This is a genomic window from Micromonospora sp. TSRI0369, assembly GCF_001905625.1.
GTDB classification, from domain to species: Bacteria; Actinomycetota; Actinomycetes; order Mycobacteriales; family Micromonosporaceae; genus Micromonospora; species Micromonospora echinospora_A.
In genome coordinates this window covers 200848-214464 of record NZ_LIVU01000004.1, presented here as the reverse complement: position 1 = coordinate 214464, position 13617 = coordinate 200848, and the positions used below count along the sequence as shown (strand labels likewise).

General features: G+C 74.1%; 12 protein-coding genes. 9 read left to right on the top strand and 3 right to left on the bottom strand.

Features of this window, described 5'->3' with window-relative positions:
* Positions 1 to 101 precede the first annotated feature (101 nt).
* Entirely contained in the window at positions 102 to 1847 is a 1746-nt protein-coding gene (locus tag AMK25_RS13910) for an ABC transporter substrate-binding protein (RefSeq protein WP_073828803.1), read from the top strand.
* 94 nt (positions 1848 to 1941) lie between these two features.
* Here the strand turns inward: AMK25_RS13910 and AMK25_RS13905 are convergent, their stop codons facing one another.
* Positions 1942 to 4086: a prolyl oligopeptidase family serine peptidase gene (locus AMK25_RS13905; RefSeq protein WP_073828802.1), complete on the bottom strand. Its 2145-nt coding sequence runs from the start codon at positions 4084 to 4086 to the stop codon at positions 1942 to 1944.
* Between the two features lie 85 nt (positions 4087 to 4171).
* Between AMK25_RS13905 and mshB the strand changes: the two genes are divergently transcribed.
* From mshB to AMK25_RS13890, 3 genes are all read left to right on the top strand, one after another.
* The gene (mshB, locus tag AMK25_RS13900) at positions 4172 to 5095 is read left to right on the top strand and encodes an N-acetyl-1-D-myo-inositol-2-amino-2-deoxy-alpha-D-glucopyranoside deacetylase (protein WP_198937520.1); all 924 of its coding nucleotides are present in this window, start codon (positions 4172 to 4174) and stop codon (positions 5093 to 5095) included.
* Positions 5092 to 5586, top strand: a complete 495-nt coding sequence (locus tag AMK25_RS13895; RefSeq protein WP_073828800.1) for a hypothetical protein — start codon at positions 5092 to 5094, stop codon at positions 5584 to 5586. The genes mshB and AMK25_RS13895 overlap by 4 nt, the downstream gene beginning before the upstream one ends.
* An 85-nt stretch (positions 5587 to 5671) precedes the next feature.
* Entirely contained in the window at positions 5672 to 6136 is a 465-nt protein-coding gene (locus AMK25_RS13890; protein ID WP_073828799.1) for a hypothetical protein, read from the top strand.
* 15 nt (positions 6137 to 6151) lie between these two features.
* Here the strand turns inward: AMK25_RS13890 and AMK25_RS13885 are convergent, their stop codons facing one another.
* The gene (locus AMK25_RS13885) at positions 6152 to 7186 is read right to left on the bottom strand and encodes a GNAT family N-acetyltransferase (RefSeq protein WP_073828798.1); all 1035 of its coding nucleotides are present in this window, start codon (positions 7184 to 7186) and stop codon (positions 6152 to 6154) included.
* A gap of 78 nt (positions 7187 to 7264) precedes the next feature.
* Between AMK25_RS13885 and fdxA the strand changes: the two genes are divergently transcribed.
* The 5 genes from fdxA to AMK25_RS13860 are packed head-to-tail and all read left to right on the top strand — an operon-like array spanning position 7265 to position 11012.
* Entirely contained in the window at positions 7265 to 7591 is a 327-nt protein-coding gene (gene fdxA / locus AMK25_RS32710) for a ferredoxin (protein ID WP_007464872.1), read from the top strand.
* Positions 7588 to 8697: a succinyldiaminopimelate transaminase gene (gene dapC / locus AMK25_RS13875; RefSeq protein ID WP_083664744.1), complete on the top strand. Its 1110-nt coding sequence runs from the start codon at positions 7588 to 7590 to the stop codon at positions 8695 to 8697. Before fdxA ends, dapC begins: the two co-directional genes overlap by 4 nt.
* A 1-nt stretch (position 8698) precedes the next feature.
* Positions 8699 to 9715, top strand: coding sequence for a prephenate dehydrogenase (locus AMK25_RS13870; RefSeq protein ID WP_073828796.1), 1017 nt, complete (start codon positions 8699 to 8701; stop codon positions 9713 to 9715).
* A gap of 5 nt (positions 9716 to 9720) precedes the next feature.
* A complete protein-coding gene (locus AMK25_RS13865) occupies positions 9721 to 10365 on the top strand; it encodes an SIMPL domain-containing protein (protein WP_073828795.1) in 645 nt (214 codons plus the stop codon).
* The gene (locus AMK25_RS13860) at positions 10365 to 11012 is read left to right on the top strand and encodes a nucleoside/nucleotide kinase family protein (RefSeq protein ID WP_073828794.1); all 648 of its coding nucleotides are present in this window, start codon (positions 10365 to 10367) and stop codon (positions 11010 to 11012) included. Before AMK25_RS13865 ends, AMK25_RS13860 begins: the two co-directional genes overlap by 1 nt.
* A 6-nt stretch (positions 11013 to 11018) precedes the next feature.
* On the opposite strand, the gene AMK25_RS13855 is transcribed toward AMK25_RS13860, so the two are convergent.
* Entirely contained in the window at positions 11019 to 13604 is a 2586-nt protein-coding gene (locus AMK25_RS13855; protein WP_073828793.1) for a hypothetical protein, read from the bottom strand.
* Positions 13605 to 13617: the final 13 nt, after the last annotated feature.

Sequence of the window (13617 nt, the reverse complement as noted above, 5' to 3'; positions counted from 1 at the left end):
CGTCGCCGGTGGTCGATCGTTGTGGCCCCGTTACCTGCTCGAAATTTACCGCGAGCGAAAGCTAGGCGAAGCTTTCCTTCATCGGACCCGAGGAGTTGAGTATGCGAGCAAGACTCGCCACCGCCGTGGGCGGTGCGATGGCACTGGTGGTCGCCCTCAGTGCGTGCAGCAAGAACACCGGCGACAACGGCGACACCGCGGACACGAACAAGCCCCGCAGCGGCGCCATCGCGACCGACCCGAAGGACTCGCTCGGCCCGGCGGCCGACGTGCCCGGCGCGGCCAAGGGCGGAACCTTCTACATCCTGCGCGAGAGCAAGATCTCCCACCTGGACCCGCAGCGGGTCTACTCGTTCGCCGGCCTGATGGGCAGCCAGCTCTACGCCCGGTTCCTCACCACCTTCAAGGACGACGGCAAGGGCAACGTCACGCTGGTCGGCGACCTCGCCGAGACGCCCGGCAAGAACGTGAACAACGACTGCAAGGTCTGGGAGTTCACGATCAAGGAGGGCGTCAAGTTCGAGGACGGCCGTCCGATCACCTCCAAGGAGATCGCGTACGGCATCGCCCGCTCGTTCGACCCGGACCTGACCGGCGGCCCCACCTATCTGCAGGAGTGGCTGGCCGACAGCCCGCAGTACGACACCAAGTGGGACTTCAAGAAGAACAAGACCTCGCTGCCGCCCGGCCTGACCACGCCGGACCCGCGCACGCTGCGCTTCGAGTTCAACAAGCCCCGCTGCGACCTGCCGTTCGCGGTGTCGCTGCCGGCCACCGCGCCGCTGCCGCCGGACAAGGACACCGGCGTCAACCTGGACAACATGCCGTTCTCGTCCGGGCCGTACCGGTTCACGAAGATCCAGCCCGGCGTGGAGATGGTGCTGGAGCGCAACACGAACTGGGACCCGGCCACCGACCCGGTGCGGCACGCATACCCGGACAAGTTCGTCTGGGCGCTCGGCTCGGACAACACCACCCAGACCAACCGGGTCCTCGCCGGCACCGGCAACGACGCGGCGGCGGTCGCCACCGGCGGCGTACCGCCCGAGCTGATCGCGAAGGTGACCGGCGACCCGGCGCTCAAGGCGCGGATGATCGTCGCGGCGACGCCCAACGCGTACCGGCTGAGCATCAACACCACCCGGGTCACCGACCTGACCGTGCGGCAGGCGATCAACTACGCGATCGACCGCAGCAGCATCACCAAGAACCTCGGCGGACCGTACGGCGCGGTGCCGCTGACCACGCTGCTTCCCCCGACCACGCTCGGGTACAAGAAGTTCGACGCGTACCCGGCCGGTGAGAGCGGCGACCCGGCGAAGGCGAAGGAGACGCTGGGCGGCAAGTCGGTGAACCTGGTGCTCGGCACCTCTGACGACACCGCCTCGCAGGAGACCGCCACCCAGGTCAAGAACGCGCTGGAGAAGGCCGGCTTCACGGTGACCGTCAAGCCGATCCCCGAGGACGGCTACCTCGACTTCGTGAAGAAGAAGAGCAACCCGTGGGACCTGTGGGTCGACTCGTGGGCGGCCGACTGGCCCAGCGGCGCCTCGATCCTGCCGGTGCTCTTCGACGGCCGCAGCCTCAAGGCCGAGGGCAACAGCAACACGTCCCAGCTCAACAACGAGGCGATCAACGCCGAGTTCGACCGGGTGCTGGCGCTGGACCCGGCCAAGCAGGCCGAGGAGTGGAGCAAGCTGGACGAGAAGCTGATGAAGGAGTCCGCGCCGGCGGTGCCGCTCTACAACGAGGTGGTCTCCGTGGCGCACGGCGAGAAGGCCGGTGGCATCTTCATCGGCAGCATCTTCGGCTGGCCCAGCTTCGTCGACGCGTACGTCAAGCAGTAGCCCGCAGCTGAGCTGTAAGGAAGGGCCCCTTCTTAACGCCAGGTGTTAAGAAGGGGCCCTTCCTCTACCGCAGGCGTTAAAAGGGGGCCCTTCCTTACAAGTAGCGGCGGAGGAAGTCCAGCTCCAGCCGGAGCAGGCGCTCGGACACCCCGCCCGCAGCCAGGTGGCTCGCCCCGGTCAGCGGCAGCACCGCGTGCGGGCGGCCGGTGGACAGCAGCGCCGCCGACAGCCGCAGCGTGTGCGCGGCCAGCACGTTGTCGTCGGCCAGGCCGTGCACCAGGAGCATCGGCCGGGCCTGCGCCGGGTCGCCGAGCGGCTCGGCGGCCAGCTCGACCAGCGAGTGGTGGGCGTAGACGTCCATGGCGTCGTCGGGCATGCCCAGGTAGCGCTCGCTGTACGCGGTGTCGTACAGCGCCCAGTCGGTGACCGGCGCGCCGACGATCGCGCACTTGAACAACTCCGGATGGCGCAGCACCGCCAGCCCGGCCAGCCAGCCGCCGAACGACCAGCCGCGCACCGCCACCCGTTCCAGGTCCAGGTCGGGGTGCTTGTCGGCGAGCGCGGTGAGCGCGTCCACCTGGTCGGTGAGGATCACGTCGGCGACCCGGCGGTGGATCGCCTTCTCGAACGAGGGCGCGATGCCGGGGGTGCCCCGGTTGTCGATGGTGACCACCGCGAAGCCCTGCTCGGCCCACCACTGCCGTTCCAGCCAGACGCTGCGGGCCGCGACGACCTCCTGGTGGCCGGGGCCGCCGTAGACGTCCAGCAGCACCGGAAGCCGGGTGCCCTTGACGTGCTCGGCCGGGTAGAGCACCGCGCTGGGCAGCCGCCGGTCGGTGACCCGGACCATCGTCGGCCGCGGCGCGTACGAGCAGGTGGCGGCCAGCGAGCGCAGCTCACCCACCTCGCGGTCGCCGTGCCACACCCGCCAGCGGACCCCGGGGTGCTCCAGCGACGCGACGCCCACCGCCAGCGTGGAGCCGCCGATCGCGGCCGTGTGCCAGCCGGGGTCGCTGCCCATCCGGCGGGCGTCCATGCCGCCGCCGATGGTGGTCCGCACCCGGTAGAGGTGGCGCTGGCTCGGCTCGCCCTCGCTCGCCTCCACCAGCAGGTCGGCGGTCGTGCTCGGGCCGTTCGGCAGCCGCCCGACCACCCGCCGCACGTACAGCGAGGGCGGGGTGAGCAGGGTGCCGTCGGCGAACAGGCAGCGTGCGTCGTACCCGTCGTGCGCCAGTTCGCCGCCGACCAGCACCCGCCCGTCGGGCAGGTGGGCGGGGGTGCCGGGGATCGGTTCCACCCAGCGCGGGTCGGCCAGCTCCGCGTGCACCTGCGTCTCCCCGGTGCGCGGGTCCACCGCGAGCACCAGGCCGTGCTGCTGCGAGCGGCGCAGCACGGTGATCAGCGGCCCCCCGTCGGCCCAGTCCGCCGAGCTCAGGTAGGGGTAGGTCTCCCGGTCCCAGTGCACGTCGACCCAGCCGCCGTCGAGGTCGAGCAGGTGCAGGCTGACCTCCGCGTTCGGGCCACCCGCGACGGGGTACGCCAGCGACGTCGGCGGGCTCGCCGGGTCGGCCGGGTCGTGCAGGTACCAGCGTTCCAGCCGGGAGTCGTCGACCCGGGCGGCCAGCACGCTGCGCCCGTCCGGCGCCCACCAGTAGCCGCGGTAGCGGTGGAACTCCTCGGCGGCGATGTGCTCGGCCAGCCCCCAGGTCACGCCGCTGTCCTCACCGGCGAGCAGGTTGTCCGTACCGTCCGGCTCCACCACCCGCAGCTGGCCCCGGCGTACGCCCTCGGCGGCGTCGGTGACGTAGGCCAGCCGCTCGCCGGTCGGGTCGGGCCGGGGGTCGATCACCGGCCCGCCGGCGGCCACCTCGACCACGTCGCCGTGCACCAGGTCGGCCCGGAACAGTCGCCCGGCCAGCGCGAACGCGGCCACCCGGCCGGCCGCGTCCAAGGCGTACGAGCCGATGCCGCCGGAGCTGAGCCGCAGCCGCTCGCGCAGCGCCCGCTCACCGGGGGCCAGACGGGCCGGATCGGCGTCCGTGCCCAGCAGCACCGCCGGATCGGCTACCAGGTGTTCCTCGCCGCTGTCGATGTCGAGCAGCCAGAGCGCGTCGGCCGGGTCCTCCGGTCCCGCGGAGCGCAGGAAGACGACCCGGGAGCCGTCGCCGGAGACGGTGACGGCGCGCGGCGCCCCGTGGCTGAACCGACGGGTACGGGCGGCCAGCTCGGGAAAGTCCACGCCTGCAGCGTAGGCGGGCACCGGAGGTGATGTGGCCGACCTGCGCGGACGCATCACCGTCGAGCGGGCAGGACCGCCGGTTAGAGTGACGGGCGTGACGACGCTGCCCGACCGACGCCTTCTGCTGGTCCACGCGCATCCCGACGACGAGTCGATCGGCACCGGCGCGACGATGGCGCACTACGCCGCCACCGGCGCCCACGTCACGCTCGTCACCTGCACGCTGGGCGAGGAGGGCGAGATCCACGTCCCCGAGCTGGCCCAGCTCTGCGCGGCCGAGGCGGACCAGCTCGGCGGCTACCGGATCGGCGAGCTGGCCGCCGCCTGCGCCGCGCTCGGCGTCACCGACCACCGGTTCCTCGGTGGCGCGGGCCGCTACCGCGACTCGGGCATGATGGGCATGGCCACCAACGAGCATCCGCGGGCGTTCTGGCAGGCCGACCTGGACGTCGCCGCCGGCCATCTGCTGGAGGTCATCCGCGAGGTCCGCCCCCAGGTGCTCGTCACGTACGACCCGCACGGCTTCTACGGCCACCCGGACCACATCCAGGCCCACCGGGTGGCGATGCGGGCGGTCGAGCTGGCCGCGGCCGAGGGGATCGCCCCGGCGAAGGTCTACTGGACGGCGATGCCGCGCAGCGTGCTCGACGCGGGGCTGGAGACGTTCACCGAGTCCTCGGACAACCCGTTCGCCGGCATCGAGAGCGCCGACGAGCTGCCGTTCGGCACGCCGGACGCGGAGATCGCCGCCCGGATCGACGGCACCGAGCAGCACGTCGCCAAGGAGGCGGCGATGCGGGCCCACGCCACGCAGATCCCGGCGAACTCCTGGCTCTACTCGATCGCCGGCAACTTCGGCGGCGAGTTCATGGGCGTCGAGTACTTCACGCTCGCGGTGGGCGAGAAGGGGCCGGGCCACGGCCCGTACGGCTGGGAGGACGACCTCTTCGCCGGAATCGCCCTGGACGCCCCGGACCGGTCCCCGGTCGCGGCGGCCGGTGTCCGGTGACGCTGCCGGCCGTACCCGTGTCGACAGTTGCCGCGCCGCCGCCGGAGGCCGCGCCGCCGAGCCGGGCGGAGCGGACGCTCGACCGCGCGCTGCGGGTGACCGGCGGCGTGTTGACGGTCTGGGGCGGCGTGCTGCTCGCGCTGCTCGAACTGATCTTCTCGACCTGGGCCTGGGAACTCGTGCAGGGCCGCTCCGGCGCGGCGCAGGCGCTGGTCGGGGTGGGCGCGGTGGTCGTCGGCGTGCCGGCGGTGGTGGCGGCGACGGTGCTGCTGGGCTCGTTCGGGCACCGGTCGACAAACGGCCGCTGGGCGGTGGTGCTTGCGGCGCTGCCGTGGTTCGTGGTGATCGTGGCGGGCGGCGTCCGGACCGTCGAGGGTGATCTCGCGCTGGTCGGCGACAACGTGCTCGGCCTGGCGCTGATCGTGGCCGGCGCGGTCACGTTCGCCGTGGTCGGTTTCCGGCACCTGGTGACGCCACCGCCTGGCCGATGAGGTGCTGACGCCACACAGGCGACGGTGGTAGACATTCCTGCCAGAGGCCCGCGGAGGGAGCGGGCGGTACGGCGGGAGGCGTGCGATGGGTCAGCGGTGGCGTGCGGTCGGCGTGCTGGCGGCCGCGTTGTTCGTGGTGAACGTGGTGGCCCGGCTGGTGACCAGATTCGCGTTCCCGGACGACGACGCCGCGTCCGACCGGGTCTCGCTGGTGATGTTCCTGGTGATCGGGCTGATCCTGGCGGGTGCCGCGTTCCGGTGGGGGGCCGACCGGCCGCTCGGCCGCCTGGCCGGTGACCTGGCCGCCGCGGTGGGGGTGGCGCTGGCGCTCACGGTGTTCGTCGGTCCGCTGGTGGTCGGGGAGAACCCGTTCGGCGGGGGCGCCGGTCTCTTCTTCGCGCAGATCTGGCTCTATCTCGCCGCCACCGCGGCCGGTGTGCTCGTCGGCTACCTGATCCTCACCGCGCTCGGCCGGGACTACCGGTCCCGCCAGCTCAAGCGGTACGCCGAGATGCGGCGTTCCCGGCCGCGCCGGATCGTCCGCCGCTGACCGACCGCCCGCCGCTCAGGGGGCCGGGGCGACCCGGGTCAGGTAGGTGTGGTGGGTGGTGAACCCGAGCCTGCGGTAGAGCTCGACCGCGCCGGTGTTGCTCTGCTCCACCTGCAGGAACGCGCGCGTTGCGCCCTCGGCCGCACCCCAGCCGGCCAGGGCGCGGACGACCGCGACGGCGAATCCGCGCCGACGCGCCTCGGGCAGCACTTCGAGCAGGCTGACTCCGAGCCAACGGCCCTCGCCGGTCACCGTGCCCCGGCCGACCGCGAGCAGCCGGCCGTCGATCCGCAGCTCCGCGAAGCGGACCCGGTCGACGGCCGTGAGCACGTGCCGCGCGGCGTCCGGCAGGCCACCCTTGCGGCCGGCCGCGATCGCCAGCCAGTCGTCGGCCGGCGCGTCGGCAAGCGTCACCGGCGGCGTGCCCGCCGGACCGCCGAGCGGCGGGCCGTCCGGGCCGGCGAGCGGCGGCGTGTCGGCGTCCGGCGGCGTGTCGGCGAGCCCGGCGTCCGGCGGCGCGGCCAGGGCGCGCAGCGGGACGGTCTGCACCAGCACCGGTGGCCGGGCCGTCCAGCCGCGCGCGTCCAGCTCGGCGCCGACCGGGGCGGCCAGCGGCAGCGGGGTGTTCACCAGGGCGGTGCCGCCGCGCTCGGCGTACCAGCGCTGCACGGCGTCCAGCGCGGCGGGCAGGGGACGGTCCGGGTCGCCGACCGGCAGCGCGCTGTTCGCCCGGCCGGTCCAGCCGTCGGCCCAGCGCAGCCGCCAGTCGCCGAGCCGTCCGCGTACCGGTGCGGGCCACGCCTCGTCGGCGGCCAGCTCCAGCGCGACCACGGCGGCTGCGGTGGGCCGGCGGGCCGGTGGCACCCGCTTGGCCCGGTGCACCTCGGCGACCGGTACGCGCAGCGGACCGGCGTCGGTGGAGAGGGTGATGTGGGTCTCGCTCAGCTCGACGAGCTCGCCGAGCGCGTCGGAGAACAGCGTGCGGCCCTCACGAATCCCCACAATCCGGCGGACCACGATACGGTGTCCCACGTCCTGCTGTCGGAGCACGATCGACCCCCTCCCCGGCGAGATACTAGGCTCTTACCGTTGCGGGTGATCGCGACGAGTCTGCGGAGGAGAAGACCGGTGACCTACATCATCGCCGAGCCGTGCGTGGATGTGCTCGACAAGGCTTGCATCGAGGAGTGCCCGGTCGACTGCATCTACGAGGGCAACCGGATGCTCTACATCCACCCCGACGAGTGCGTCGACTGTGGTGCCTGTGAGCCGGTCTGTCCGGTGGAAGCGATCTTCTACGAGGACGACGTCCCGGAGCAGTGGAAGGACTACACCGGGGCCAACTACGAGTTCTTCGAGGACCTGGGCTCGCCCGGGGGCGCCTCGAAGATCGGCAAGGTGGAGAAGGACGCCACCTTCGTCGCCGCGCAGCCGCCGCGCGGCGAGGGCCACTGAACCGGCCCACGCCGGTCTCGGCGCGGCTGCCCGACTTCACCTGGGACACCCTGGACGCCGCGGCCACCACGGCCGCGGCGCACCCGGGCGGTCTCATCAACCTGTCGATGGGCACGCCGGTCGACCCGGTGCCACAGCTGATCCGGCAGGCGCTGGCCGACGCGTCGAACGCGCCGGGTTACCCGCTGACCGCCGGCACCGCCGTCCTGCGGGACGCGATCAGGGCCTGGGTCGCGCGGGCCTGCGGCGCGGGCGTCGACGGGCTCGGCGTGCTGCCCACGATCGGCTCCAAGGAGCTGGTGGCCTGGCTGCCCACGCTGCTCGGGCTCGGCCCCGGCGACGTGGTCGTGGTGCCGTCGGTGGCCTACCCGACGTACGAGGACGGGGCGCGGCTGGTCGGCGCGACCACCGTACGCACCGACTCGCTGACCGCGCTGGGCCCGGATCCCCGGGTACGGCTGGTCTGGGTCAACTCGCCGGGTAACCCGACCGGCCGGGTGCTGCCCGCCGCCCACCTCCGCAAGGTGGTCGAGTGGGCGCGCGAGCGCGGGGCCGTGGTCGCCAGCGACGAGTGCTACCTGCCGCTGGGCTGGGACGCCGAACCCGTTTCGGTGCTCTCGCCCGAGGTGTGCGGCGGCTCGTACGACGGCGTGCTGGCGGTGCACTCGCTGTCCAAGCGCTCGAACCTGGCCGGATACCGGGCCGGGTTCGTCGCCGGTGACCCGGCGCTGGTGGCCGAGCTGCTCAAGATCCGCAAGCACGCGGGCCTGATCGTGCCGGCCCCGGTGCAGGCCGCGATGGTGGCCGCGCTCGGGGATCAGGAACACGCCGACGCCCAGCGGGAGCGCTACCGGGTCCGGCGGGAGAAGCTGCGTGCGGCGTTCACCGGCGCCGGCTTCACCGTCGAGCACTCGGAGGCCGGGCTCTACCTCTGGCTGACCCGGGACGAGGACTGCTGGGACACCGTGGACTGGCTGGCCCGCCGGGGCATCCTGGTCGCGGCCGGGGTCTTCTACGGCCCGGCCGGCGCCCGGCACGTCCGGGTGGCGCTCACCGAGTCCGACGAGCGTGTCGACGCGGTGGCCGGGCGGCTCGCCGGGTTCTGACATGGCGGGCGAGCTGGCACGGGCGGCGGTGCTCGGCACCGGGCTGATCGGCGGTTCGGTGCTGCTCCGGCTGCGCGACGCCGGGCTCGACGTCACCGGCTGGGACCCGGACCCGGCGATCCGCGGGCGGGTACGCGAACGGGGCGTCGCGGTGGCCGACACGGTCGAGGACGCGGTGGCCGAACGGGACGTGGTGTTCCTCTGCGGCCCGCTGCCCACGTTGCCGGCGACGCTGACCCGGGTCGCCGCCGTCACCGACGACAGCTGCGTGCTCACCGACGTGGGCAGCGTCAAGGCCGAGGTGAGCACCGCCGCCACAGTGCAGGGGCTCGGGCACCGGTTCGTGCCGGGCCACCCGATGGCCGGGGCCGACCGGGCCGGGCCGGACGCGGCCGCTACGGACCTGCTCGCCGGCGCCGCCTGGGTGCTCTGCCCGGGGCCGACCGGGCTGGACGCCTTCCGGCGGCTGGCCGCGCTGCTCGTGGACGTCTTCCAGGCCCGGGTGGTGCCGATGTCCGCCCCGGAGCACGACGGAGCGGCGGCGCTCGCCTCGCACGTGCCGCACGTGCTCGCCGGGGCGCTGGCCGGCGCCGTGCACCGGTCGGCGCTGCGGGACGCGGTGCTGACGCTCGCCGCCGGGAGCTTCTCCGATGGCACCCGGGTCGCCGGCGGGCCGCCCGAACGGACCGCGAACATGCTGCTCGGGAACCGGGACCGCGTACTCGCCGAGCTGGACGCGCTCGGCGTCTTCCTGGGCGAGCTGACCGAGGCGCTGCGCGCCGGCGACGCCGGCACGCTGGCCGACCGGCTCGCCGAGGGGCGGCAGACCCGGTCCACGCTGCGGGCGCGCGAGTTCACCGCGCACCGGCGGGAGTTCCCGTGCGCCGCCGACCACGTCGGCGAGCTGGCGTACCTGCGGGAGCTGGGCGCCGCGGGCGGCCACCTGACCGAGGTACGCGAGGCGGGCGGCGCGGTCACCTACACGGGGCACCTGCCGGCCACCCCGCCGTTAGGCTGATCGGCATGGCGGACGCACCGGTCGTGGCGGTACGCGGTGAGGCGTACCGGGAGGTGGCGCCCGAGCTGGCGCGCTTCACTGTGACGGCGACGGCCCGGGACCGGGATCGCGAGACCACGCTGACCCGGCTGGCCGAACGGGCCGCCGCGGTGCGGGCGCTGCTCGACGCGGCGGAACCGGCCGTGGAGCGGCGGGAGACCGGCCAGGTCCACGTCTGGCCGGTGACGAAGCGTTCCGGCGACCGGGTGGTGGCCTACCAGGGCAGCGTGAGCACCACGGTCACGACGAGCGACTTCACCGCGCTCGGCGAGCTGATGCTCCGTCTGGCCGATCAGGATCAGGTCGAGGTGGCCGGCCCGGTGTGGTCGCTGCGGCCGGACAGCCCGGCCTACCGGGAGGCGCGGCAGGCCGCGATCGCGGACGCGCTGGTCCGGGCCCGGGAGTACGCCGAGGCGCTCGGCGCCCGGGTGACAGCGCTGCGGGAGTTGGCCGACACCGGGCTGAGCGCGTCCCCGCCGATGATGGTCAAGGCGGCGTACGCACGCTCCGGCGAGCAGCCGGAGCTGGAGTTGGAGCTGGACCCGGCGCCGCAGCCGGTGCAGGCGGCGGTCGAGGCGCGGTTCACCATCAGCGAGCCGGTGCTGGACTGATGCCGCCGGCACAGGTGCTCCCGTTCGACGAGCTGGTCGCCCGGGCGCGGACGCTGGCCGGGGCGGGCCCACGGCAGCTGCTCGGCATCGCGGGCGCGCCGGGGGCGGGCAAGTCGACGCTCGCCCAGCGGGTGGTGGCCGCGCTCGGCCCGGTCGCCCGGCTGGTCCCGATGGACGGCTTCCACCTGGCCGGGACGGCCTTGGAGCGGCTCGGCCGGTCGGGGCGCAAGGGCGCGCCGGACACGTTCGACGTCAACGGGTTCGCCTCGATGCTGCGCCGGTTGCGCCGGCTCGAACCGACGTCGGTGTGGGCGCCGGAGTTCCGCCGTGACCTGGAGGAGCCGGTCGCCGGGGCGATCGAGGTCCCGCCCGAGGTGCGCCTGGTGGTCACCGAGGGCAACTACCTGCTGCTGCGGGACGACCCGTGGGAGGAGGTGCGGACGCTGCTGCACGAGGCCTGGTTCCTCGACCTGGACGCGGAGGTGCGGGTGCGCCGGCTCACCGCGCGGCACGAGGCGTACGGGAAGTCGCCGGAGCAGGCCCGCGCCTGGGCGCTGGGCAGCGACGAGGAGAACGCCCGGCTGGTCGCGGGCACGGCGGTGCACGCCGACCTGGTGGTACGCCTGGCCGACCCGGCGCCGGAGTGACGCGCGTCAGCCGGCCCGCTGCCGGGGCGACGGCACGGTGCGGCGCAGCAGCCGGGCCACCACGGCGCGCTCGCGGGTGAACTCCGCCGCCTCCGGGTAGCCGCTGTGGCTGCGGATGGGCGGGTCGGCCACCTCGCCGCCGGTCGGGTGCAGCGCCTCCGGGTCCACCACCGGTACGTCCCGCTGCCCGGCACTGACCTGCCAGCCGAGCGGGTCCGTGTCCCGCCAGAAGTTCGTCCAGGCCACGTGGCCGCCGGGCCAGGTGAGCGCGCCGGCCAGCGTACGTAGCCGCTCCGGGCCGAAGTAGGACGGGAAGACCCGCCCGTAGAGCCGGGTGAGCTGGCAGCCGTAGGAGAAGAACCAGGTGCGCATCCGCCACCGGCGGGGCAGTTGCAGCAGCACCGCGGCGCAGATGACGGTGCCCTGGCTGTGCCCGGAGAGGATGACGCCGTCCATCCGGTCGCTGTGGTGTGGCGGTAGCGCCAGCAGGCCCGCGACCCGGGTCTGGAGTTCCGGTACGGCGCGTTCGGCATAGCTGGGCGGGGCGAGCGGGTGCGCGGCCCGGGGCCAGAACGTGCACACGTCCCAGATCACGCCGACCGAGCGGCGTACCGAGTCGGTGCGGTAGACCAGCAGCCCGAGCGCCGCCATCACGACCGGCAGCCAGCCGAGGATGGCGTCCCCCCGTTCGGCGGTCCAGTGGATGGCGATCTGCCAGCCGGAGGGGGACAGCGGGCTGGGCCGTTCGCCGGAGAGCGCGGCGGCGCAGCAGAGCGTGACCAGGACCGCGCAGAACGCGGCGTAGCAGCCCATCAGCCGGACCGCGTGCTCGCCGACCAGCCGGTGCAGCGCCCGGTACGTGCTGACGTCACGGCAGCGTCGCCGGTCGTGCGCGGACAGGCGGGGGTTGGCGGTGAGCCGGGCGTACTCCACCCGGCGCAGGCGGTGCAGCAGGACCGCGACCCGGATCAGCAGCCCGAGCAGCGCGAGCAGGCCGACCGCGCAGGCCAGCCCGGCCCAGAAGACGGCGAGCGGCGGAACCACCCGGCTCGGGCCGCTCGGCTCGGCCGACGCGTCCAGCCGGTCGCTGACCCAGTAGAGCAGCCCGGCGCAGTAGGCCACCGCCATCATCCAGCCGAAACCGGCGATGACCGCCGGGGCGCACCCCCGCCAGGCGAGATCGGTGTACGCGCCGAGCGGCTGGGTCGGCACCGCCGGGCGCAGGCGGGGCAGGAGCAGTCCGACGCCGGCCAGCACGGCGGCCGGGCCGACGAGCATCCAGGTGTGCAGCGCGTCCGGCGCGTCGGGCAGGCCGGGGAGCCCGTGCTCGATCCAGACCGCGCCCAGCGGCAGCAGCAGCGCACCGGCGGCCGGACCGGCCAGTGCCCGCCGGCCGGAGCGGTTCGCCGCGGCGATGGCCACCAGCAGCAGCACCTGGTAGGCGACGAGCCAGGCGGTGGCGGTGTCGTACCCGGGCAGTGACCGGTCGGCCCGGCAGCCGGCGGCCTCCGGCTGCTCCGCGCACCCGAGCGGTGGCCGGTACGTCGACAGCGGTTCGCCGGCCGGGCTCTCGGGCGCCAGCAGCAGGACGAACGTGCCGACCAGGCCGAGCGCGGTGAGCGCCGCGACCGCAGCGCTCCACCGGCCGAGCGGGGTCGCGCCCTGGCGCCGGCTCAACCAGGGCCGGCCCACCGCGACCACGGCGATCGCCACCACGGCGGCGAGCAGCGCGACGGTCGGCCAGGCGACAGCGGCCCGCAGGCCGCGCGGCGGATCCATGATCAGGGCCGCGGTGACGGGTACGGCGGCGGCGGTGACCGCCCCGGTGCACAGGTGCAGCACCGCGGCTCGGCGCAGTTGCCCTTCCCCGTTCCAGAACGTCGGGTCCTGGAGCGGGTTCTCCGGCGGCTCGCGCGGCTCGGGTCGTTCGGCCGGTTCACCGTTCTCCCGGACAGGGGCGTGGTGGTGCGGGTCGGCGGGCATCTGCGCCTCGTACTGGTAGGTGCGGAAGGCGACGAGTCCGATCGCGGCCAGGACGAGCAGCGGCAGCAGCAGCCCGAGCGCCAGCGTCCGGGTGCCCTGCCGCCACCAGGAGTCGCCGAGGAATTCCCACGGGCCGGGGAGCCGGCCGAGGCAGTCCGCCTCGACGCACTGCCAGCCGACCAGGTCCACGCCGACGCCGGTGACGGTCATGACGAGCGTGCAGGTCAGGCTCAGGCAGAACAGGCGGATGAGCCAGGCGGTGATGCCGGACCGGCTGCCCCAGCGCTCCTGGTCCGGGTCCGGCGGGATGCCCGCGCGGGCGTGCAGCGCGACGTTCGCCAGCGCAAAAGGGAGCATCAGCGTCCACAGCGCCCGTTCCACGTCCCGCCGGGTCCGCGCGCCGGAGGTCAGCTGCCCCCAGCTGTACGCCTCGACGGTGATCGGGTCGTCCCGGCCGGCCGCTGTGGACCGGTAGAAGCCGGTCACCTGACCGCCGGCGACAAGTGCTGGTTGCCCACCGTCACCGTTCGCGCCGGCCCTCAGGCCGAGCAGCTGATCCGGCGGGGTGTTGGAGACTCCGTGCACCCGCAGTTCGAGGACCCGCTCCATAGTGCCTCCCGGT

What these genes read in the sequence shown, in the direction of transcription:
- AMK25_RS13890 (WP_073828799.1), top strand. Translation starts at nt 5,672, where the DNA reads ATGGGTCAGCGGTGGCGTGCGGTCGGCGTGCTGGCGGCCGCGTTGTTC.
- AMK25_RS13865 (WP_073828795.1), top strand. Translation starts at nt 9,721, where the DNA reads ATGGCGGACGCACCGGTCGTGGCGGTACGCGGTGAGGCGTACCGGGAG.
- AMK25_RS13855 (WP_073828793.1), bottom strand. Translation starts at nt 13,604, where the DNA reads ATGGAGCGGGTCCTCGAACTGCGGGTGCACGGAGTCTCCAACACCCCG.
- AMK25_RS13870 (WP_073828796.1), top strand. Translation starts at nt 8,699, where the DNA reads ATGGCGGGCGAGCTGGCACGGGCGGCGGTGCTCGGCACCGGGCTGATC.
- AMK25_RS13860 (WP_073828794.1), top strand. Translation starts at nt 10,365, where the DNA reads ATGCCGCCGGCACAGGTGCTCCCGTTCGACGAGCTGGTCGCCCGGGCG.
- AMK25_RS13910 (WP_073828803.1), top strand. Translation starts at nt 102, where the DNA reads ATGCGAGCAAGACTCGCCACCGCCGTGGGCGGTGCGATGGCACTGGTG.